The 19,547-nt window shown below is 67.6% G+C and carries 18 protein-coding genes; 10 read left to right on the top strand and 8 right to left on the bottom strand.

Annotated elements, in window-relative coordinates; all coding sequences use genetic code 11:
* Positions 1-92 precede the first annotated feature (92 nt).
* Complete coding sequence (locus ISS20_RS15135) at positions 93-752, bottom strand: glutathione S-transferase family protein (protein ID WP_291437864.1); 660 nt, start codon at positions 750-752, stop codon at positions 93-95.
* Positions 753-796: 44 nt separating this feature from the next.
* A complete protein-coding gene (locus ISS20_RS15130) occupies positions 797-1,225 on the bottom strand; it encodes a VOC family protein (protein WP_099731825.1) in 429 nt (142 codons plus the stop codon).
* 112 nt (positions 1,226-1,337) lie between these two features.
* On the opposite strand from ISS20_RS15130, the gene ISS20_RS15125 reads away from it, so the two are divergent.
* Together ISS20_RS15125 and ISS20_RS15120 are read left to right on the top strand one after the other, a co-directional pair.
* A complete protein-coding gene (locus ISS20_RS15125; protein WP_056742934.1) occupies positions 1,338-2,003 on the top strand; it encodes a TetR/AcrR family transcriptional regulator in 666 nt (221 codons plus the stop codon).
* 448 nt (positions 2,004-2,451) lie between these two features.
* Positions 2,452-4,050, top strand: a complete 1,599-nt coding sequence (locus ISS20_RS15120; RefSeq protein WP_291437863.1) for a methyl-accepting chemotaxis protein — start codon at positions 2,452-2,454, stop codon at positions 4,048-4,050.
* Positions 4,051-4,142: 92 nt separating this feature from the next.
* Here the strand turns inward: ISS20_RS15120 and ISS20_RS15115 are convergent, their stop codons facing one another.
* Positions 4,143-5,129 carry a WYL domain-containing protein gene (locus ISS20_RS15115; RefSeq protein ID WP_291437862.1) on the bottom strand — a complete coding sequence of 329 codons (987 nt, stop codon included), beginning with the start codon at positions 5,127-5,129 and terminating at the stop codon, positions 4,143-4,145.
* A gap of 132 nt (positions 5,130-5,261) precedes the next feature.
* Between ISS20_RS15115 and ISS20_RS15110 the strand changes: the two genes are divergently transcribed.
* Both ISS20_RS15110 and ISS20_RS15105 read left to right on the top strand, forming a co-directional pair.
* Complete coding sequence (locus tag ISS20_RS15110) at positions 5,262-5,990, top strand: NIPSNAP family protein (protein ID WP_291437861.1); 729 nt, start codon at positions 5,262-5,264, stop codon at positions 5,988-5,990.
* 48 nt (positions 5,991-6,038) lie between these two features.
* On the top strand, positions 6,039-6,575 hold the full coding sequence (locus tag ISS20_RS15105) for a hypothetical protein (protein WP_291437860.1): 537 nt from the start codon (positions 6,039-6,041) through the stop codon (positions 6,573-6,575).
* Positions 6,576-6,625: 50 nt separating this feature from the next.
* Here the strand turns inward: ISS20_RS15105 and ISS20_RS15100 are convergent, their stop codons facing one another.
* Positions 6,626-7,408: an SDR family oxidoreductase gene (locus ISS20_RS15100; protein WP_291437859.1), complete on the bottom strand. Its 783-nt coding sequence runs from the start codon at positions 7,406-7,408 to the stop codon at positions 6,626-6,628.
* 135 nt (positions 7,409-7,543) lie between these two features.
* Between ISS20_RS15100 and ISS20_RS15095 the strand changes: the two genes are divergently transcribed.
* Together ISS20_RS15095 and ISS20_RS15090 are read left to right on the top strand one after the other, a co-directional pair.
* A complete protein-coding gene (locus ISS20_RS15095) occupies positions 7,544-8,470 on the top strand; it encodes a LysR family transcriptional regulator (RefSeq protein WP_108498082.1) in 927 nt (308 codons plus the stop codon).
* A 77-nt stretch (positions 8,471-8,547) separates the two neighbouring features.
* Positions 8,548-9,249, top strand: a complete 702-nt coding sequence (locus ISS20_RS15090) for an amino acid racemase (protein ID WP_291437858.1) — start codon at positions 8,548-8,550, stop codon at positions 9,247-9,249.
* Between the two features lie 6 nt (positions 9,250-9,255).
* Here the strand turns inward: ISS20_RS15090 and ISS20_RS15085 are convergent, their stop codons facing one another.
* Positions 9,256-10,206, bottom strand: a complete 951-nt coding sequence (locus ISS20_RS15085) for an alpha/beta hydrolase (protein WP_291437857.1) — start codon at positions 10,204-10,206, stop codon at positions 9,256-9,258.
* A 67-nt stretch (positions 10,207-10,273) separates the two neighbouring features.
* Positions 10,274-10,846: a hypothetical protein gene (locus ISS20_RS15080; RefSeq protein ID WP_291437856.1), complete on the bottom strand. Its 573-nt coding sequence runs from the start codon at positions 10,844-10,846 to the stop codon at positions 10,274-10,276.
* Between the two features lie 257 nt (positions 10,847-11,103).
* Here ISS20_RS15080 and ISS20_RS15075 point away from each other — a divergent pair, with 257 nt between their 5' ends.
* Positions 11,104-11,868, top strand: coding sequence for a response regulator (locus tag ISS20_RS15075; RefSeq protein ID WP_291437855.1), 765 nt, complete (start codon positions 11,104-11,106; stop codon positions 11,866-11,868).
* On the top strand, positions 11,865-13,241 hold the full coding sequence (locus ISS20_RS15070) for an ATP-binding protein (protein WP_291437854.1): 1,377 nt from the start codon (positions 11,865-11,867) through the stop codon (positions 13,239-13,241). The genes ISS20_RS15075 and ISS20_RS15070 overlap by 4 nt, the downstream gene beginning before the upstream one ends.
* 138 nt (positions 13,242-13,379) lie before the next feature.
* On the opposite strand, the gene ISS20_RS15065 is transcribed toward ISS20_RS15070, so the two are convergent.
* Positions 13,380-15,338 carry a sigma-54-dependent Fis family transcriptional regulator gene (locus ISS20_RS15065; protein ID WP_291437853.1) on the bottom strand — a complete coding sequence of 653 codons (1,959 nt, stop codon included), beginning with the start codon at positions 15,336-15,338 and terminating at the stop codon, positions 13,380-13,382.
* A 312-nt stretch (positions 15,339-15,650) separates the two neighbouring features.
* Here ISS20_RS15065 and ISS20_RS15060 point away from each other — a divergent pair, with 312 nt between their 5' ends.
* Together ISS20_RS15060 and ISS20_RS15055 are read left to right on the top strand one after the other, a co-directional pair.
* A complete protein-coding gene (locus ISS20_RS15060; RefSeq protein WP_291437865.1) occupies positions 15,651-17,174 on the top strand; it encodes an aldehyde dehydrogenase family protein in 1,524 nt (507 codons plus the stop codon).
* Between the two features lie 181 nt (positions 17,175-17,355).
* Positions 17,356-17,733 carry a DUF779 domain-containing protein gene (locus ISS20_RS15055; RefSeq protein WP_056067904.1) on the top strand — a complete coding sequence of 126 codons (378 nt, stop codon included), beginning with the start codon at positions 17,356-17,358 and terminating at the stop codon, positions 17,731-17,733.
* Positions 17,734-17,816: 83 nt separating this feature from the next.
* Here ISS20_RS15055 and ISS20_RS15050 read toward each other — a convergent pair.
* A partial coding sequence (locus ISS20_RS15050) for a methyl-accepting chemotaxis protein (protein ID WP_291437852.1) occupies positions 17,817-19,547 on the bottom strand: 1,731 nt, incomplete at its 5' end.

Genomic DNA, 19,547 nt, shown 5'->3' with positions numbered 1-19,547 from the left:
AGTCGCCCAGCAACTGCTGCAGCCAGCGGTGCATGGCGTGGGGTTCGGGGCTCATCATGGGGGGTCTCCTGGTGCCGTGTTGCGGGCGCTGCTCAGTCGCGGTCGGGCGCACCGAGCGGAAAGTAGTGGCGGTAGGGGCGCCCGCCCTCCACCGCGCGTGCGAACGAGGGGCGTGCCAGCAGCCGGGCACGGTACGCGCGCAGCTGCGGGTAAGTGGCCGCGATGGGGTGCGTCCAGTCGGCATAGAACAGCGAGGGCGCCGCAGCGCAGTCCGCCAGCGAGAACGACTCGCCCGCCGCCCAGGTGCGCCCTGCCCACATGCCCTCCAGCCAGGCGTAGGCTTTCTCCAACTTCTCGGTGGCCCAGGCCACGCCTTCGGCCTTGCGCTCGGCGTTGCCGGTCAGCGCGGCATTCACCGCGTGCTGCACCGGGGCCATCACGTGCAGGTCAAAGAAGCGGTCCATGAAGCGCACGTCCAGTGCTGCCCGGGCATCGGCGGGAATCAGCGGCACAGGCCCCGGGTGCGCGAGCTGCAGGTGCTCGATCACGATGCTGCTTTCCACCACTGTGCGGCCTCCGTCCACCAGCACCGGAAACTTCGCCAGCGGCCAGTGGCGCAACCAGTCGGCCGAATGGCTGACGGGCTCTGCGGGGTCGAGATTGAGCAGTTCGAACGGCGTCCCGTTCTCGTACAGCGCGATCAGCACCTTCTGGGTGTAGGACGAAAAAGGGTGGCCATAGAGAGCGAGCATGCGGGTTCCTGTGGGGGAGTCGGTGGTAGTGATGGCGGTTGCACTCATTCAGGTGCCACCACCATCCAGGGCACGCCAAAGCGGTCGGCCACCATGCCAAACGCCTGCGAGAAAAAGGTCTTGGTGAGCGGCATCTGCACCTTGCCGCCATCGGCCAGCGCGTCGAAATAGCGTTTGGCATCGGCCGCATTGGCGGGGCTCAGCGCCAGCGAGATGCCCTGGAAGCTGGCGTGACCCGAGCCCATGCCGTCCGACGCCATGATCTGCGTGTCGCCCACGGTAAACGAGGCGTGCATGACCATCTCGGGCGTGGGGCCCGGGCCGCTGCCATCGGCGCAGCCCTCGCCGGCGGCGGGCTCGGGGTTGTCCTTGTAGCGCATGAGCATGGTGACTTGGGCGCCCAAAGCGTGGCGGTAAAACTCCAGCGCTTCATCGCAGCGGCCTTCGAACATCAGGTAGGGCTCGACTTTCATGGGGGTCTCCTGGGGAACATGGACGGGGCAGGAAGGGTTTCGGCGTGCAATTGTGAACACCGTCCACAAACAATAACAAAGATAATGGACAGTGTCCACATCCCAACGATCCATGACCGTAAGCACCCGCAACAAAGCTGCCCCCTCCAGCGCACCCGCCGCACGCGCCACCTACCGCCACGGGGATCTGCACCGTGCGCTGCTGGACGCGGGCATCGAACTGGCGCGCCAGGGCGGGCCGGATGCGGTGGTGCTGCGCGAGGCCACGCGCCGCGCAGGGGTTGCACCCAATGCTGCCTACCGCCATTTCGCGAACCGCGACGACCTGCTGGGCGCCGTGCGCGCCGCTGCCGTGGCCGCCGCCGCGCGGTCCATGGAGGCCGAGCTGGCCCTTGTGCCCACCACCGGCACGCCCACCGAGCAGGCCCACGCCAAGGTGCGCGCCGTGGGCGCCGGCTACCTGCGGTTTGCGCACACCGAGACAGGGCTCTTTCGCACCGCCTTCGGTGGCCGCTTCACGGTGCAGCAAACCCCCGACCCCGCCATGGGCGGTGCCACGGGGCTGAACCCCTTCCAGCACCTGAGCGCCGCACTGGACGACCTGGTGGCCGCGGGCGCCCTGCCGCCCGGGCGCCGCCCCGGCGCCGAATACCTGGCCTGGTCCACCGTGCATGGCATGGCGCTGCTGGCCATCGACGGGCCGCTGCGCGGCACGCCCCAACAGATGCTGGACCTGCTGGGCCAGCGGTTGCTGGACATGGTGGAACGGGGGCTTTGAGGGGCGGTCTGGGAAGCCGAACCGGCGGTCCCCAGCCAAACCATTCACGAATCTGGATTTGCGGTGCAGAAGGCCATGCGTCGCCACGCCTGACTGTGCGATGTGGCTCGCGCACGACGGCAACCTTGGCTGGTCGCCGTATTCCACGGCGCAGCTCCTAACCACGCGCCGTAAAGCGTCAAAGGGCAGTCAGCGACCTGAGTGACCGGTGCCAGACAGCATCCGCCAGCCTGAGCGGTACCGGCGCAGCCGTGCCTTGATGGGGATTGCGGGCCACAGTTCTGCGCTTCGCCACGGAACCGTCGCCTTCTTCGCAGCAGGATGCAAAGTCCCACTGAGAGCATAGGAAATTATGATTAAAATGCTATAAATGATTTTAATGAGCATAATGGAGGAACCGCAAAGCCCTGCCCCCGCAGTGCCGCCCTCCGTTCTCAGGAGCACCACCATGGACTTTCAGAATCAAACCGTCTCCCGCAAGCTTTTCATTGCGTTTTCCGTGCTGGTCACCATCCTCATCGGCGTTTCGATCCTGTCTGTAGTCAGTCTGAGCGAATCGCAAAGTGACTTCGACAGCTTCGTCAGTGACGAATTCAGCCGTGGCAGCCTGTCACGGGACATCCGGGCTGCAGCCAGTGCGCGAGCCATCTCGGCGCGCAACCTGATCCTGCTGAACGGCCCAGAGGACGTACGCGCCGAAACGGAGGCGGTCAAAGCAGCGCATGCACGGGTGCAGGAGAGCTTGGCCACCCTCAAAAAGACACTGGCATCAACCAGCGGCATATCGGCAGAGGAACTCGCGCTGTTCGACAAGCTTGAGCGTCTGGAGAGTCGCTACGGTCCGGTGGCGCTGGACATTGTTGCCAAGGCGCTGGCTGGTCAAAAAGACGAAGCGACGGCGAAGATGAATGCCGAATGCCAGCCGCTGCTCAAGCAGCTGATCGGCACCACCACGGAATACTCCAAGCTCATCGCCACATCAGGCGCGCAAGAAATCAAGAAATCGGCAGAAAAATTCAGATTCAAGCGGCTGCAACTGGTGTTGGCTTCGCTTTCCGCCATTGCTGCAGCCATTGCGCTGGCCACGCTCATCAACCGCAGTCTCATGCGGTCCCTGGGTGCCGATCCTGTGCAGCTGCGTGCGGCCGCCAGGCTTGTGGCCTCTGGCAACCTGAGCCACGTGGAGGGTGCGTCCAACGCGCCCTCGGACAGCGTACTGGCGTCGTTGGGCGAAATGCAGGCGGCACTGGCCAACATCGTGAGCCGCGTACGCTCGTCGGCCACGGCCATCGAATCTGGATCTCAAGAGATTGCTGCGGGCAACACCGACCTTTCGCACCGCACGGAACAGCAGTCCAGTAACTTGCAGCGGACCGCTGCTTCGATGGAAGAAATGACAGCCACCGTGCAGCAAAACTCGGACACAGCGCAACAGGCAAGTCAGCTTGCGTCAACGGCACGTGCCGCAGCAGAACACGGCGGCACCGTCGTAGCCCAGGTGGTCAGTACCATGGGTGACATCACTGCCAGCTCACGCCGCATTGGCGACATCATCAGCGTCATTGACGGGATTGCCTTCCAAACCAACATCCTGGCGTTGAATGCGGCCGTGGAAGCAGCCCGCGCAGGTGAGCAGGGTCGCGGCTTTGCGGTAGTGGCCAGCGAAGTGCGCAACCTCGCACAGCGCAGCGCTGAGGCCGCCAAGGAAATCAAGTCGCTCATCGAGGCGAGCGTGGAAAAAGTGGAAACCGGCTCTGCGCTGGTAAACACCGCAGGCTCGGCAATGACTGAGATCATGGGCGAAGTCAAACGTGTGACGGACCTGATTGGCGAGATCAGCGCCGCCACACGCGAGCAGAGCGCTGGCATTGGTCAGATCGGCGAAGCCGTGGCCCAGCTGGACCAGTCCACGCAGCAAAACGCCGCACTGGTCGAGGAAATGGCCGCCGCCGCGCAGACACTGAACCAGCAGGCCCACGGGTTGGTGGAATCGGTGGCAGTGTTTCGCGTGGATGGCAGTGGTCTCGCCTTGACAACTACCCGCTGACCAGAGCCGAGGTGGCCGGCGCGGCCACCCTCGTCGCCCTCAAGGCAAACGAGCCCAGGCGCCCTTTGCAAAATCGCCCACACCTACTTCACTCATAGCAAAGATTCCTTGTACAGCGCAGCGGTGGCCAGTACCCGCTCCACCAGAGCGCGGCGCAACGCCAACGGCCGCAGCACCTCCACCTGGGGAGACAACCGCATCAGCTGCCCGCAGGCATGCTCCACCGATTCGATGGGGATCGTCACGGCCGTGCGGCCATCCTTGCAGCGGGACGGTGGCGCGGCAGCCACTGCGCTTGCCACGGCGCTGCTGAGGGCGCGCAGGCCACGCAAGCCTTCTGGCGTAGCCAGCAGCGCGGCCTCGCCCGTGTACAGACCTGATTCAAAACGCTGAATCGACGCGGCCCAGTAGCCTGGCAGATCAAAGCGTGCGGGGCGTCTGGCCGGCTTGCCCAGCGCCGTGACCGCCAGGATGTTCGAGACCCGGTACGTGCGCGGCCCGCGCTCGTCCGTGCCCGTGGGCAGGGCCACCAGGTACCACACGCCCGCCTTCAGCACCAAGCCCAACGGACTCACGGTGCGCTCCACCGTGTGGGCCCAGCTCTCATAGCGCAGGGTGACCTGGTGACCGCTCCACACCGCTGCGGCCACGGTGGGCAGGTGCGGCGTGGGATCGCTCTCGCGGTACCAGTCCACCGGGTCCAGGTGCAGGCGAGCGCTCACGCGCTGAGCGTCCTCGCGCCAGGACACAGGCAATGACGACAGCAACTTCAGGCGCGCGCCCTCCACATCGCTACCCAGCCCCAGGTCCTGTGCGGGACCGGGCAGCCCGCTCAAGAACACGGCCTGTGCCTCCGACGGCGTGAGTCCGGTGAGCGTGGTCTTCCAGCCCGGCAGCAGCGCAAAGCCACCGTTGCGCCCGCGCTCGGCATAGATGGGCACACCGGCCGCACTGAGCTGGTCCACGTCCCGGTACAGCGTGCGCACCGAGACCTCCAGCGCCCCGGCCAGCGCCTGCGCGCTCATGCGGCCACGCGTTTCCAGCAGCATCTGAAGGGACAACAAACGGCTGGCGCGCATGGGGTCTGGTGTAGGAGAAAAAGGCAGAAGACCAAAGATAGCGCAAATACCTGCCATAGGTTGGCAGGTATGGGCGCACACACTGCGGGCTGGTCTTTGCCTTGTTGCCAACATGCCTTTTCAGGAGCCCCCATGCCTACCACCGATCCCTGCGCCATCGTCGAACTGCGCCAGTACACCCTGCACCCGCAGCAGCGCGATGTGCTCATCGATGTGTTCGACCGCGAGTTCGTCGAGACCCAGGAGGCGCACGGCATGCGCGTGCTGGGACAGTTCCGCGACTTGGATCGGCCTGACCGGTTCGTCTGGCTGCGCGGCTTTGCCGACATGCAGGCGCGCCACCGCGCACTGGAGGGCTTTTACGGCGGCCCCGTCTGGGCCACGCACCGCGATGCTGCGAACGCCACCATGATCGATTCGGACAACGTACGCCTGCTCCGCCCCGCCTGGCCCGGCGCCACATCCACACTGCCGCAGTACGCCCGGCCCGAGCCGGGCGCCACAGGCACCGCTGCGGGGGTGCTGAACGCCACGGTCTTCTATCTGCACGAGCCCGCCACCCCGGCCTTGCTGGACTATTGCCGCCACAACATGGCCCCCACGCTGCAGCGCGGCGGCGCGCGCCATCTGGCGTGGTACAGCACCGAAGCCAGCCCCAACACCTTTGCCCGCCTGCCGGTGCGCACAGGCGAGCATGTGCTGCTGGGACTGGCGCTGTTTAGCGATGCAACGGCACTGCAGGCGTTTGCAGACAGCGGCGCCTGGGCGCGGGACGTAGCCCCAGGGCTTGCCCCCTGGCTGGCCCGGGCCCCCGAGATGCTCCGCCTGCAGCCCACGGCGCGCTCGGCGCTGCATGCGTGAAGCGCCCGCATACCTCTCCCCATTCATGCCCCACCACGGAGCCCCACCATGCCCAGCCAAGCCCGCCTCATTCCCATCCCCTCGCCCACCGTGACGCCCAGCGCCCAGCGCGACTTCGACTTCCTCATGGGCCCCTGGCGCATCCGCAACACGCGCCTGGTGCGCAGGCTGGCAGGCTGCAACGACTGGGAGGTGTTCGATGCCACCGGCACCGCACACGCACTGCCCGGCGGCATCGGCAATTTCGACGACTTCACGCCGTTGGCATGGCAGCCCGGCTATGTGGGCATGTCGCTGCGCGTGTACTGCCCGGAATCCCAGCGCTGGAGCATCTACTGGCTGAACAACACCACCGGCGGCCTGGATGCCGCCACGGGCCTGCTGAGCCCGCCCGTGGTGGGCGGGTTCAGCGACGGCATCGGCCGCTTTGAAGGCCAGGAGTTATTCGATGGCCGCCCGGTGCGCGTGCGGTTTGAATGGTCTGGCATGCGCACCGGGGCGCCGCGCTGGCAACAGGCGTTTTCGGACGACGGCGGCACCACGTGGGAGGTGAATTGGGTGATGGAGCTCGCGCGCCCGGTTTGAGCACGCATTCACTTCCATCCCGGTCTCCTACCCCATGGCACGCCAGGCCGTCAGGCCGCAAACCCACCATCGATCAGCAAGCTGGCCCCGGTGACCATGCCCGACTCCGGCCCCGCCAGGTAGGCCACCATGCCCGCGATCTCATCTGGGTGGGCGTGGCGGTCCAGCGCCATCAGGCCGTGCATGTCGCGCGCCATGGGGCCGTCGGAGGGGTTCATGTCGGTGTTCACGGGGCCGGGCTGCACGTTGTTCACGGTGATGCCACGTGGCCCCAGGTCGCGGGCCAGGCCCTTGGTCAGGCCCACGATGGCGGCCTTGCTCATGCCGTAGACACTGAACCCCGCCCATGGCACACGGTCGGAATTGGTACTGCCGATGGTGATGACACGGCCATACGCGCCGCCCTGGCCCATGTGGCGCACGGCGGCCTGGGTAGCCACGAACACGGCGCGCACATTCACGTTGAGTGTGTGGTCAATGTCGGCCAAGGCAAAGCTGCCGATCTCGCCCGCAATGGCCACGCCTGCGTTGTTGACGAGGATGTCCAGGCGGCCCAGCTCGCGTGCAGCGCGGTCCACGACCTGCGTGAGGGCGGCAGCGTCCGCGCTGTCAGCCTGCAGGGCCAGGGCCTTGCCACCGCTCGCTTCAATGTCCGCCACCAGCGCCAGGGCGGGCGCGGCGGAACTGCTGTACGTGAAGGCCACGGCCGCACCGTCGCGTGCCAGACGCCGCACGATGGCCGCGCCGATGCCGCGCGCGCCGCCGGTGACAAGCGCAACCTTGCCCGTCAGGGGCTGGTGTAGTACAGGGGATGTTGCCAACGCAGAAGACATGGTGTTTCTCCAAATAAAGTGATCAGGAAGGTTCAGCAACGAACCGGGAATAGCTGCAGTGTCGGCAATCCATTGCTCTTCCGGTAGCCTTTAATGGGATGGATCTATTTCAACCTTCAGTTGAAAATACAGTCCATGCAACCCCTGACTCACCTCGAATCGTTCGTCAAATCAGCCGAGTCCGGCAGCTTCTCGGCAGCTGCGCGGCTCATGGGCCTGACGCCCGCCGCCGTGAGCAAGAACGTGGCGCGGCTTGAAGCCGGCCTGGGTGTACGGCTGTTCCAGCGCAGCACGCGGCGCCTCACGCTGACCGAGGGTGGGCAACGCTTTCTGGCACAGATTAGCCAACCCCTGTCGGACCTGAATGACGCGGTAGACCACGCCGCAGAGTCCGATCAGCAGCCCGCAGGCACGCTCAAGGTCAGCGTGGGACTGGGCTTTGGCCGCGCATACATCGTTCCGCTGCTGGCAGAGTTTCTGCAGCGTTACCCAGCCATCCAGCCTGACTGGCGGTTTGACAACCGATATGTCGATCTGATCGGCGAAGGTTTTGACGCAGGCATCGGGGGTGGCCTGAACAGGAACCCGGACATGGTGATGCGCGTGCTGGGCCCCACACACCTGGTGGTGGTGGCATCCCCCACGCTTCTGCGGGGCCGCAGGAAAGCGCCACGCCAACCCGCAGACCTGGCGCAGTGGGATGGCATCGTGCGGCTCAACATCCGCACGGGGCGCATCAACGTCACAACGCTGCGCAACAAGGCCGGTGACGCTGCACCCGTGGAGCTGCGCCCACGCATCGTGTTCGACGACCCCGAGGCCATGTGCCAGGCCGCGCTGATGGGCCTGGGCCTGGCGGTGCTGCCCATGCCGTTTGTGCAGCCCTGGCTGGCGCGTGGCGACCTGGTGCGGGTACTGCCCGGCTGGTGGGCCGACGCAGGCCCGACCTCGCTGTACTACCCCAGCAAGAAGCTGCTGCCCGCACGCACCCGGGTGTTTGTGGACTTTGTGCTGGAGCAGTTCACCACACGCGGATTCGCGCAAAGGGTGCGCGGAGACTGACGGGAGCAGCGGTTGAGCCGAGCCACAGCAGCGCTGTTGGCAATAATGGGACTTTGCAACCGCCCTGGACCACCGTCATGCCCCAACACATCGGCATCGTGGGCTGCTCCGCCGAAGGTGCCGCCCTGTGTTACCGCACCCTGTGCGCCGAAGGCGCCGCATTGCTGGGCCGCCCGCATGCGCACCCCGAGGTGACGCTGCACACGCCGTCGCTGGCCGACTATGTGGACTGCCTGGACCGGCATGACCTGCAAGGCGTGGCCGACCTGATGCTGGCCTCCGCCCACAAGCTGGCCCGTGCGGGCGCAGATTTTCTGATCTGCCCTGACAACACCATCCACCAGGCGATGGACCGGGTGCTGCCCCACTCGCCGCTGCCCTGGCTGCACATTGCCGAGGTGGTGGCGGCAGAGGCGGCAGCGCGCGGCCACCATCGCCTGGCCATCACCGGCACACGCTGGCTGGTGGACAGCAGCGTGTACCCCGATGCGCTGCAGGCCCAGGGCCTGCAATGGGTGCGCCCCACAGAGGCCGAGCGCAGCGAGATCAACCGCATCATCATGGACGAGCTGGTGCCCGGCATCATCCGCCCCGAGGGCGTGGCCATGTTCCAGCAGATCATCGCCCGCATGCAGCGCGAGGACGGCTGCGATGCCGTGGTGCTGGGCTGCACCGAGATCCCGCTGATCCTGAGCGACGCCAACTCCCCGCTGCCCACGCTGGACTCCACCCGCCTGCTGGCGCGTGCCGCGCTGCGGCGGGCCGTGCAAGCGGACTGAACGCAACTACTTGAGCCGCTGCGCCACCACCGCATCCAGCGAGACCATGAAGGTCTCCACGGCCCGCGTGTAGGCGCTCTCCAGGCCCAGCTGCGCGTTGATCTCGCCGTGGGTCAGCTCCTGCGGCAGCACCTCGGCACGGCCGCCCAGGTCGCGCACGCGGCGGGCCGTGCCCTGGGCCTGCAGGCAGGGGTGGTCGGGGCGCTCGGTGGAACAGACCAACTGGAACGGCGGCACAGGCCCCGACAGTGCGTGGTACGGCGACACTGAGGCCCAGAACAACGGGTTGGCGCCCATCACTTCGTCATAGAACGGGTAGTGCGGCGCGGTCATCACCACCGGCACATTGAGCGCCGCGCTGTCCAGCGACACCGTGCCCAGCCAGGGCCAGGCCCCCTCGCGCTGGGCCAGGGTGGGCGACGCATTGATGAGCGACACCAGGTGCGCGCCCGCTGAGTGCCCCATCAGGATGAACCGCGATGCATCGGCGCCCCAGCTGGCGGCGCGGCTTTGGGCGGCGGCCAGTGCCATGGCCACGTCCTGCGCCTCCTGCAGCACGTTCACGGCGGGGTACAGGCGGTAGTTCACCGAGATGAACACAAAGCCCTTGGGCACCCAGCGCGCCACCTTCTCCTGCACCACGCGGGACATGGCCTTGTCGCCCGTGCGCCAGGCGCCGCCATGCACCATGAAGATCACCGGAGCGCGTGTGCCGCTGGCCACCGCAGCGCTGCTGGCGGCACCGCCAGGGGCGGGCAGGTAGACATCCATGCGCTGCAGCGGGTCTGCGCCATAGGGCACATCGGCCAGGCGCTGCACACCGGCGGGCAAGGCCGCAGCGGTGTCGCGCACCTGCGCGAAAGGCCCCAGCCCCCGCAGCTGGGCGTGGGCGGGTGGGGTCAACACGGCGGCCAGCGCGCACAGCGCTGCGCCCAGGCCTGTGCGCAGGGGGACCATTGCGAAGAGTGGGCTTGAAGGACGGTACATGCGGAATCTCCTGGCTCAATGAAATGAAGATGAAAAATCAGGGCCGTGCAGGGCAGGCCATCGGGGCGCCGCTGGCGTCAAAGCAGCTGGCGCTGCGGGTGCGGCCGTTGTCTGCGGTGTACGAGCTGCTGGTCTGCACGCTGTTGCCGGTGGCTGCGCTGGTGGCTGTGGTGGTGCGGCCCTGGGTCACGCTGCCGTCGGCGCTGCGCGTGGCGGCGCCCGTGCTCTGCAGCGTGCCCCGGTCGCCCTGGGCGGCCAAGGCGCTGCTGTGGCTGGCCGTGCCATCGGCATTCCTCGCGCTCTCGCCCTGGCGCACGGCCATGGCGCCCTGGGGGCCAGCCACGGCGGCGCCGCTGCGCACGCTGCCGTGGCCCTGGCCGTCGGTGGTCACGCTGCGGCCGCGCAGCACGCCTCCACCGCCCGGAGCAGCGCGGACCACGCCGCTGCGGGCGGTGGTGCTGCCATCGGCGTTGTGCTCTACCGTGTGGCGGCTGCGTGCGCTGGCATCGCTGGCTGTCAGGAGCAGCATCGCCGCCACGGCCAAGGCGGCCAGCAACACGGCGCGGTGCGTGGCAACGGATACAGGCGGTGTAGGGACGGAAGGGAACATGGCGGTCGGCTCCTTGCAACAGAACAGGGGGTGCGAAGCAGCGGGGTGCTGCGCTGATCTGAACTATGGCCGCCAGGTATGAGCCAGTTGTGGCGCCCGCTGCACGATGTATGACAAAGCATGACAAACCACGCGCGCGTGTCATGCGTTGTCATGCACCGGAGCGACTGCCCGCGATGCCACCCTGTGTTTTCGGCCCTACCATTGGCACGCAGCCTTTGCTGCCCCCAACCGCCGCCATCCACATCCACCGCCCCATGACGGAAGCCTTGGCCAAGATCCTGGTCGCCGATGACGAACCCGACCTGCGTGCGCTGCTGCAGCGCTACCTGAGCGACCAGGGCTACAGCGTGCGCACGGTCGATGGTGCAGGCCCGCTCGATGTGCTGCTGCAGCGCGAGCGCTTTGATGTGCTGGTGCTCGACGTGATGATGCCGGGTGAGGATGGCCTGTCCATCTGCCGCCGCCTGCGTGCGCAGGGCGAGACCATTCCCATCCTGATGCTCACCGCGCGCGGAGACCCCGTGGACCGCATCGTGGGCCTGGAGATGGGCGCCGACGACTACCTGCCCAAGCCCTTCAACCCGCGCGAGCTGCTGGCCCGCATCCAGGCCATGGTGCGCCGCCAGCGCATGCTGGGCGCGCACACCGGGCCCCGGCAGACGGGCGGGCGCATCGCGTTTGGCGCGTTCACGCTGTGGCTGGACGAGCGCCGACTGGAGCGCAACGGTGGCGAGGGCGGCAACGGCGCCCAGGACGTGCCCCTGACCACGGGCGAATTCGCACTGCTGCAGGCACTGGCGCAGCAGCCGCACCGGCCTCTGGGCCGTGACCGGCTGATCGCGCTGGCTTATGGCCCCGACCACGCCGCCACCGACCGCAGCATCGATGTGCAGGTGATGCGCCTGCGCAAGCTCATCGAGGCCGACCCTGCCCAGCCGCGCCACATCCGCACCGTGTGGGGCGTGGGCTATGTGTTTGTGCTCGATGGTGCCGCGCCGGGCCATGGAGGAAAGCCATGACACCCTCCGCCACAACCCACGCCACCCGGAGCTGGTGGCCGCGCAGCCTGCTCGGGCGCAACCTGCTGCTGATGGCGGTGCTCATCGTGCTGGGGCAACTGGTGGCGGCCATGCTGGTACGGCAGATGATTTTTCAGCCCCGCGTGGCGCAGGTGGCCGATGGCGTGGCACGCAATGTAGCGGCACTGCGCGCAGGGCTGCAGGCGCTGCCTCCGGTGCAGCGGGCGGCGTTTGTCGAGGCGTTCAACCGGCAAGCCGTGTTGTCCGCACCGCCCATTGCGCCGGACAGCGCCACGCGGCGCGCGCTGCTGTCGCCCATGGAACGGCAGTTTGTGCAGGCGGTGTCGCGCCGCCTGGGGGCGGACGATGCGGCAACAAACACTTCGCAACCCGTATGGCGCCGCGACAGCACCGGCGTGCTGGCCCTGCGCGTGATGCACCAGGGGCCGGAGGGGGCGGAGACCTATTGGCTGAACCTGCCCAGCATTTTCCCCACGCGCGAGTTCAGCGGCGCCTGGCTGGCCGCCACGCTGGCCAGCATGCTGCTGGCGCTGCTGGGGGCCTGGTGGCTGCAGCGCCACATCAACCGACCGCTGGCGCAGGTGGTGACAGCGGCCCGGCAATTGGCACAGGGCCAGCCGCCCGCGCCGCTGCCGGAGGACGGGCCCGAAGAAATTGCCACCGTGGGCCGCAGCTTCAATCACATGGCGCACAGCCTGGTGGTAGCTGACCAGGAGCGCGCGCTGATGCTGGCCGGTGTGTCGCACGACCTGCGCACGCCACTGACCAAGCTGCGGCTGGGGGTAGAGATTGCCGGGGCGCAGATCGATGCGCCGCTGGCCGCGAGCATAGCCCGCAGCATCGACGAGATGGACGGCATCGTGGGCCAGTTCCTGCAGTTTGCGCGCAGCGGCGAGGCCGAGGCGCCCACCCCGGCATCGCTCAACGACCTGGCCCAGGCCGTGGCCGAGGCGCAGTCCGACCATGGGCGCACCGTGCGGCTGGCGCTGGGGGTGTTGCCCGACGTGCCAGTGCGCCCCCAGGCCCTGCGCCGCGCACTGGATAACCTGGTGGAAAACGCCTGGCGCCACGGCCTGCCGCCCGTGGTGCTGCGCACGGGGGCGGATGCCGACGGGGTGTGGCTGGAGGTGCAGGACCAGGGCCCGGGCATCGCCCCGGCAGAGCTGGACCGCATCCGCCAGCCCTTTGCGCGCGGCGATGGCGCGGCACGCTCGGGCGCACCCGGCGCAGGGCTGGGCCTGGCCATCGTGGAGCGTGTGGTGCGCAGCCACGGCGGGCGGCTGGAGCTGCACAGCGCGCAGGGCGCGGGGCTGCGCGCGCGGCTGGTGTTGCCACGGGGCGGGCAGGCCTGAGAGGGTGATGCCACCGGACGCGCCCCGCCCCCAGGACATGCTACACACTGAAAATTCAGCCAAAAGTGCCGCATGCGCCAGTGCAATATGCGGCAACAGCTCTTAAATCAATAGCAATTCAGTAAACCCGGCATGCCCTCAGGCCACCGGCATCTTCAGCTTGCGGTACAGCGTCTGGCGGCTGATGCCCAGCTGGCGCGCTGCCTGCGACATGTTGCCGCGCGCGGCCTGCAGCGCCTGGTCGATGGCGGCCTGGGACAGCTGCTGCAGGCTGAGGGCCGCGGGCAGGACATCCGCGCCAGTGCCTGCTGCGGCTTCGCTGCGCGGGGATGTGGGCGCCGCCGTGAGTGCCTGCACCAAGTCGTCGGGCATGTGCTCCCAGCCCAGGGTGTCTTCGGCCTCGGCCAGCATGGCGCAGGCCGTGCGCAGCACGTTGGCCAGCTGGCGCAGGTTGCCGGGCCAGAGGTAGGCGGCCAGGCGGGCCAGCAGGTCGGGCGCCACCTGCACCTCAAAACCCAAGCCCTGCTCGGTGGCCAGGTCGGCCAGCAGGCGCTGCAGCAGCGCCACAAAGTCGCTGCGCTCGCGCAGTGCGGGCAGCTGCACCGTGAGGCCGTTGATGCGGTAGTACAGGTCTTGCCGAAAGCGGCCTTGTTCCGCCGCCTGCATGAGCTGGTTGTGCGTGGCGCAGACCAGCGCAAAGTCCACCGGCACGGCCTTGCTGGCGCCCACGGGCGTCACGCTGCGCTCTTGCAGCACACGCAGCAGACGGGTCTGCAGGGCCAGCGGCATGTCGCCGATTTCGTCGAGAAACAGCGTGCCGCCATGGGCCTCGCGCAGGCGGCCCAGGTGGCCCTCCTTGCGCGCGCCGGTGAAGGCACCGGCCACATGGCCGAAGAGTTCGGATTCGATCAGGTGCTCAGGGATGGCTGCGCAGTTGATGGCCACAAACGGCGCATCGCGGCGCGGGCCGCTGGCGTGCAGCGCGCGCGCAAACACCTCCTTGCCCACGCCCGACTCGCCCTGCACCAGCACCGCAATCGGTTTGCCCACCACGCGGCGGGCCTTGTCGGCGGCGGCGCGCCAGCGCGCGTCGCCGGTGTCCAGCTGGGCCAGGGCGTCTTGCTGGGGCGCAGCAGCAGCCGCAGCGGTGGGCCGTGTGGGGGTGGGGACCCAGGCGGCGTCCATCTGCACCTGGGCAAACAGCAAGGCGCCTTGCAGTGTGCGCAAGGCCTGCGGCTGCTGGGGGCGGCGCTTGTGGTGCGAGAGCAGGTCATCGAGCCGCACGTCCAGCACCCGCTCCAGCAAGGTGGCGCCCACGTCCCCCGCATGCAGGCCCAGCTGCGCCAGCGCCACGCGGTTGGCACCCACGATCCAGCCGTCGGCCGACACGGCCACGATGCCCTCGGCCACGCTGCCAATGCCCTCGGGCGCGCTGTGCAGGTGCAGCCGGATGTTGCGTTTGCAGGTGGCCGCCAGCAGGCGGTTTTCGATCATGCGGGCGGCCGTGCTCACCAGGCCCAGCGTGTGGGCGTGGCCGTGGCGGTAGTCGCCCGAGATGTCGAGGATGCCCAGCAACTCGCCCGTGGCCGACAGGATGGGCGAAGCCGCGCAGGTGAGAAAGTTGTTGCGCTCCAGAAAATGCTCGCCGCCGTGCACCTCCACCGCGCAGGCCTCGGCCAGCGCCGTGCCGATGGCATTGGTGCCCCGGTGGGCCTCGTGCCAGGAGGCACCGCTGGTCAGCGCCACGCGCTCGGCCTTGTCCACAAAGTACGGATCGCCCAGCGTGTGCATGAGCATGCCGCGCCGGTCGGCCAGCACCACCACGCTCTGGCTGTGGCGCACTTGCTCGAACAGGTATTCCATCACCGGCCGCGAATGCGCAAGCAGCTCAGGGTTGCTGGCCAGCACCTGGCGCAGCGTGCCGCTGCTGGGGTGGTCGATGGCCTGCGGCCGCCCGGTGGGCAGCAGGCCGGCCGCCATGCTGCGCGACCAGGAGCGCGCCAGGCGCTCGTCCACCAGGCCGCTGGGGCACTGGCCAGAGTCCAGCAGGTGCTGGCGAGCCTGTCGCAGGGCGACGGGGGAAGTGTTGGGGCGCACGCTTTGTCTCCGTGCGGGCTCAGGGCGGCCCGCTTGTGGTGTGTGGGCCAGTATGGCGGGCTCGACGGCGCGGGGCAAGGGTGTGGGCGCAAGCGGTGTGCCAACTGTTCCATTTCGTGACAGGTGTCGCGGCCCGGCACACCGCGATGCGGGCGGCTGCAACAGGTGTCCGCCCTGGGCTGCCGAAAAAATCCAATGAAATCAACACTTCGCGCGCCGTGGCCTGCTGGCATGTGTTTTGAGTAAGGGATTGGCATCGGACAGGCCTAAAGAGACCGCCCGATGCACACAACCATCGCAGGAGACAACACCATGACCGTGTACGCAGCCCCCGGCGCCGCTGGCGCCAAGATCACCTACAAGCCCCGTTACGACAACTTCATCGGCGGCAAATTCGTGCCGCCCATCAAGGGCCAGTACTTTGATGTCATCACGCCCGTGAGCGGCAAGGTCTACACCCAGGCCGCGCGCTCCACGGCCGAAGACATCGAGCTGGCCCTGGACGCCGCCCACGCTGCGGCCGACGCCTGGGGCAAGACCGATGCCGCCACGCGCGCCAACATCCTGCTCAAGATCGCCAACCGCATCGAAGAAAACCTGGAACGCCTGGCCTACGCCGAAACCGTGGACAACGGCAAGGCCATCCGCGAGACACTGAACGCCGACATCCCGCTCACCGTGGACCACTTCCGCTACTTTGCGGGCTGCGTGCGTGCGCAGGAAGGCGCCCTCTCCAACATCGACGAAAACACGGTGGCATACCACATCCAGGAGCCCCTGGGCGTGGTGGGTCAGATCATCCCGTGGAACTTCCCCATCCTGATGGCCGCCTGGAAGCTGGCACCCGCGCTGGGTGCGGGCAACTGCGTGGTGCTCAAGCCTGCAGAGTCCACCCCCATCTCCATCCTCATCCTGGTCGAGCTGATTGCCGACCTGCTGCCGCCCGGCGTGCTCAACATCGTCAACGGCTACGGCCGCGAGGCGGGCATGCCGCTGGCGCAGAGCAAGCGCATCGCCAAGATCGCTTTCACCGGATCCACCAGCACCGGCCGCGTGATTGCGCAGGCCGCTGCCAACAACCTGATCCCCGCCACGCTGGAGCTGGGCGGCAAGAGCCCCAACATCTTCTTTGCCGACGTGATGGAAAAGGACGATGCGTTTCTGGACAAGGCGATTGAAGGCCTGGTGCTGTTCGCGTTCAACCAGGGCGAGGTCTGCACCTGCCCGAGCCGCGCGCTGATCCAGGAAAGCATCTACGACCAATTCATGGAGCGTGTCTTGAAGCGCGTGGCCGCCATCAAACACCAGAACCCGCTGGACACCGACAGCATGATGGGCGCGCAGGCCTCCAAAGAGCAGCTCACCAAGATCCTGAGTTATCTGGACCTGGGCAAGCAGGAAGGCGCCGAAGTGCTCGCCGGTGGCGGCCAGGCCCACCTGGGTGGCGACCTGGAAGGCGGCTACTACGTGCAGCCCACGCTGTTCAAGGGCCACAACAAGATGCGCATCTTCCAGGAAGAAATCTTCGGCCCCGTGCTGGCCGTGACCACCTTCAAGGACGAGGCCGAGGCCCTCGCGATTGCCAACGACACGCTGTACGGCCTGGGCGCCGGTGTGTGGAGCCGCAACGGCAATGTGGCCTACCGCATGGGCCGCGCCATCAAGGCCGGGCGGGTGTGGACCAACTGCTACCACGCGTACCCTGCGCACGCAGCGTTTGGTGGCTACAAGGAATCGGGCATTGGGCGTGAGACGCACAAGATGATGCTGGACCACTATCAACAGACCAAGAACCTGCTCGTCAGCTACAGCGAAAACAAGCTCGGCTTCTTCTGATCTGGGGTGGCGGTCCAAAAACCGCCCCTGGCGTCGTTGCTCCGTCTGGCCGTGGCGCTGCCACTGTCTGCGACGGAGGCGCCTAGCCAGAGACGGTTTGTGAACCGCTGGAAACGTTTCTACTGACGCGGCTCGTTGTTCCAACTGGCCGCGTTTTTTGCATTGCACGCTGGAGACAACCATGGTCGAAAAAGTCATCGCCACCCCAGCCGCGCTGGAGTTGGTGGCCTTTCTGCAAGCAAAGCATGGCCCTGCGCTCATGTTTCACCAGAGTGGCGGCTGCTGCGACAACAGCGCAGCCAACTGCTATCTGCCGGGTGAGATCACGATGGGTGCAGGCGATGTGTACCTGGGCGACATCGGTGGCTGCCCGTTCTACATCGGGCGCGCGCAGTACGAGACCTGGAAGCACACGCAGCTCATCATCGATGTGATCGAGGGCACGGGCGGCACGTTTTCGCTGGAGGGGCCGGAGGGCAAGGCCTTTCACACGCGCTCGCGGGTGTTCACCGACGCGGAACTGGCCGAACTGGGCATTGCGCGCGGGCCTGCGGCCTGAGCGCCCTGGGGGTCTAAATCGGCTCCTTGAGAGGTTTTCTGGACATCAGGGGCTGGTAGCGCTAGTGAAATATGCCTTGGTAGCTATTGAATTCGTAGCGCCGCCATGGCACCACGGCCACCCGCTTCATCCCCCAGGCGGAACACCGACACCACGTGCACCAAGTCTTCGGCCTGGTTCTTGAGGCTGCTGGCGGCGGCGGCCATCTCTTCGACCAGTGCAGCGTTCTGCTGGGTCACCTGGTCCATCTGCGTCACGGCCTCGCCCACCTGGGCCACGCCCAGGGACTGTTCGTGGCTGGCGGCACTGATCTCGCCCACGATGTCGGTCACGCGGCGGATGGCGCCCACCACCTCGCTCATCGTGGCGCCGGCGCGGTCCACCAGGGCGCTGCCCTGGGCCACGCGCTCCACACTGGCGCTGATGAGCGTCTTGATCTCGCGCGCGGCCTCGGCACTGCGCCCGGCCAGGCTGCGCACCTCGCTCGCCACCACCGCAAAGCCCCGGCCTTGCTCGCCCGCGCGGGCTGCCTCCACCGCGGCGTTCAGCGCGAGGATGTTGGTCTGGAACGCGATGGAGTCGATCACGCCGATGATGTCGGAGATCTTCTGCGACGAGGCATTGATGCCGTGCATGGTGTCCACCACCTGCGCCACCACTTCACCGCCCTGCACGGCCACGGTGCTGGCATTGGCGGCCAGTTGGCTGGCCTGCTGGGCACTGTCGGCGTTCTGGCGCACGGTGGCGTTGAGCTGCTCCATGGACGCGGCGGTTTCTTCCAGCGCGCTGGCCTGGCTCTCGGTGCGGGCCGACAGGTCGGTGTTGCCCTGGGCAATCTGCACGCTGGCGGTGGCCACGCTTTCTGACCCGCTGCGCACGTTGCGCACCACCTGTGTGAGTTGTGTGCGCATCTGCTGCAACGCCTCCAGCAACTGACCCACCTCGTTGGAGCCATGGGCAATGGGTGCGCCGCTCAGGTCCCCCTGTGCCACGGCGCGTGACAGCGCCACGGCCTGCGACAGCGGCCCGGTCATGGAGCGCACAAACACCAGCGCCATCGCACTGGTGGCCGACAGCGTGATGACCAGGGCCAGCGCCACCCACAGCAGATTGCGCTGCAGCCCCGCCACGCGCGCCTGCAGCGCCTGGTCCAGGCTGGTCATGGACAGGTTGTTGAGCGCGTTCAGCGCCTCGATGGTGCGGGTGAACGCGTCAAAGTAATCCTTGGACGGCAGCTGCAGCTCCGTGGCGTTGAGGATGTCGCGCTCCACCATCTGCAGCGACTGCTGGATCTGCCCTTGCACGGCCTGCACGCTGCTGCCCAGCGCGCGCTGCAGCTCGGAATTGCCCTGCAAAGCGCGATCTAGCCCCCGGAAGGTGTCGCCCTGCAGCTCGGCCACGCGCTGCTGCAGCACCAGCAGCTGGCCCTTGCCCTGGGGCGTGAGCTCGCGCTTGCCCAAGGCGCTGGCGCCCTGGGCGCGCAGCATGCCCAGCTTTTCCCCCAGCATGGGGGCTTGGGCCAGCGACGCCTGCACCAGCGCGTGGGTGTCGGCCTCGGGGTCGATCTGCAGGCCATAGGCATGCACCAGCGCCTCGTTGAGCTGCAGCAGCGCCGCGATGAGCTGGGTGTGCTGCGCCGTGCTTTGCACCTGTTCGATGCTGCGCGCGGCCACGGCCTGTTCCAGGGTGCGCCAGGTCTGCTGCGCCTGGGTCCAGGCCGCCATCTGCGCCGCAGGCACCTTGGCGGCGGCAAAGCGGGCGCTCACGTCGTCCAGGGCGGTGTTGACCGCATCGCGCGCGGCGGGGCGGCGCGC

The sequence above is a fragment of the Acidovorax sp. genome, assembly GCF_016783915.1.
Lineage (GTDB): Bacteria > Pseudomonadota > Gammaproteobacteria > Burkholderiales > Burkholderiaceae_C > Acidovorax.
The sequence above is the reverse complement of the archived record's forward strand: the minus strand, read 5'-3'. Positions and strand labels throughout refer to the sequence as shown.

Bases quoted from the DNA above. Each gene is read 5' to 3' on its own strand.
- ISS20_RS15130 (WP_099731825.1), bottom strand. From the start codon at position 1,225: ATGAAAGTCGAGCCCTACCTGATGTTCGAAGGCCGCTGCGATGAAGCG.
- ISS20_RS15075 (WP_291437855.1), top strand. From the start codon at position 11,104: ATGACGGAAGCCTTGGCCAAGATCCTGGTCGCCGATGACGAACCCGAC.
- ISS20_RS15055 (WP_056067904.1), top strand. From the start codon at position 17,356: ATGGTCGAAAAAGTCATCGCCACCCCAGCCGCGCTGGAGTTGGTGGCC.
- ISS20_RS15120 (WP_291437863.1), top strand. From the start codon at position 2,452: ATGGACTTTCAGAATCAAACCGTCTCCCGCAAGCTTTTCATTGCGTTT.
- ISS20_RS15060 (WP_291437865.1), top strand. From the start codon at position 15,651: ATGACCGTGTACGCAGCCCCCGGCGCCGCTGGCGCCAAGATCACCTAC.
- ISS20_RS15110 (WP_291437861.1), top strand. From the start codon at position 5,262: ATGCCTACCACCGATCCCTGCGCCATCGTCGAACTGCGCCAGTACACC.
- ISS20_RS15090 (WP_291437858.1), top strand. From the start codon at position 8,548: ATGCCCCAACACATCGGCATCGTGGGCTGCTCCGCCGAAGGTGCCGCC.
- ISS20_RS15135 (WP_291437864.1), bottom strand. From the start codon at position 752: ATGCTCGCTCTCTATGGCCACCCTTTTTCGTCCTACACCCAGAAGGTG.
- ISS20_RS15095 (WP_108498082.1), top strand. From the start codon at position 7,544: ATGCAACCCCTGACTCACCTCGAATCGTTCGTCAAATCAGCCGAGTCC.
- ISS20_RS15105 (WP_291437860.1), top strand. From the start codon at position 6,039: ATGCCCAGCCAAGCCCGCCTCATTCCCATCCCCTCGCCCACCGTGACG.
- ISS20_RS15115 (WP_291437862.1), bottom strand. From the start codon at position 5,129: ATGCGCGCCAGCCGTTTGTTGTCCCTTCAGATGCTGCTGGAAACGCGT.
- ISS20_RS15080 (WP_291437856.1), bottom strand. From the start codon at position 10,846: ATGTTCCCTTCCGTCCCTACACCGCCTGTATCCGTTGCCACGCACCGC.
- ISS20_RS15125 (WP_056742934.1), top strand. From the start codon at position 1,338: ATGACCGTAAGCACCCGCAACAAAGCTGCCCCCTCCAGCGCACCCGCC.
- ISS20_RS15100 (WP_291437859.1), bottom strand. From the start codon at position 7,408: ATGTCTTCTGCGTTGGCAACATCCCCTGTACTACACCAGCCCCTGACG.
- ISS20_RS15070 (WP_291437854.1), top strand. From the start codon at position 11,865: ATGACACCCTCCGCCACAACCCACGCCACCCGGAGCTGGTGGCCGCGC.
- ISS20_RS15085 (WP_291437857.1), bottom strand. From the start codon at position 10,206: ATGGTCCCCCTGCGCACAGGCCTGGGCGCAGCGCTGTGCGCGCTGGCC.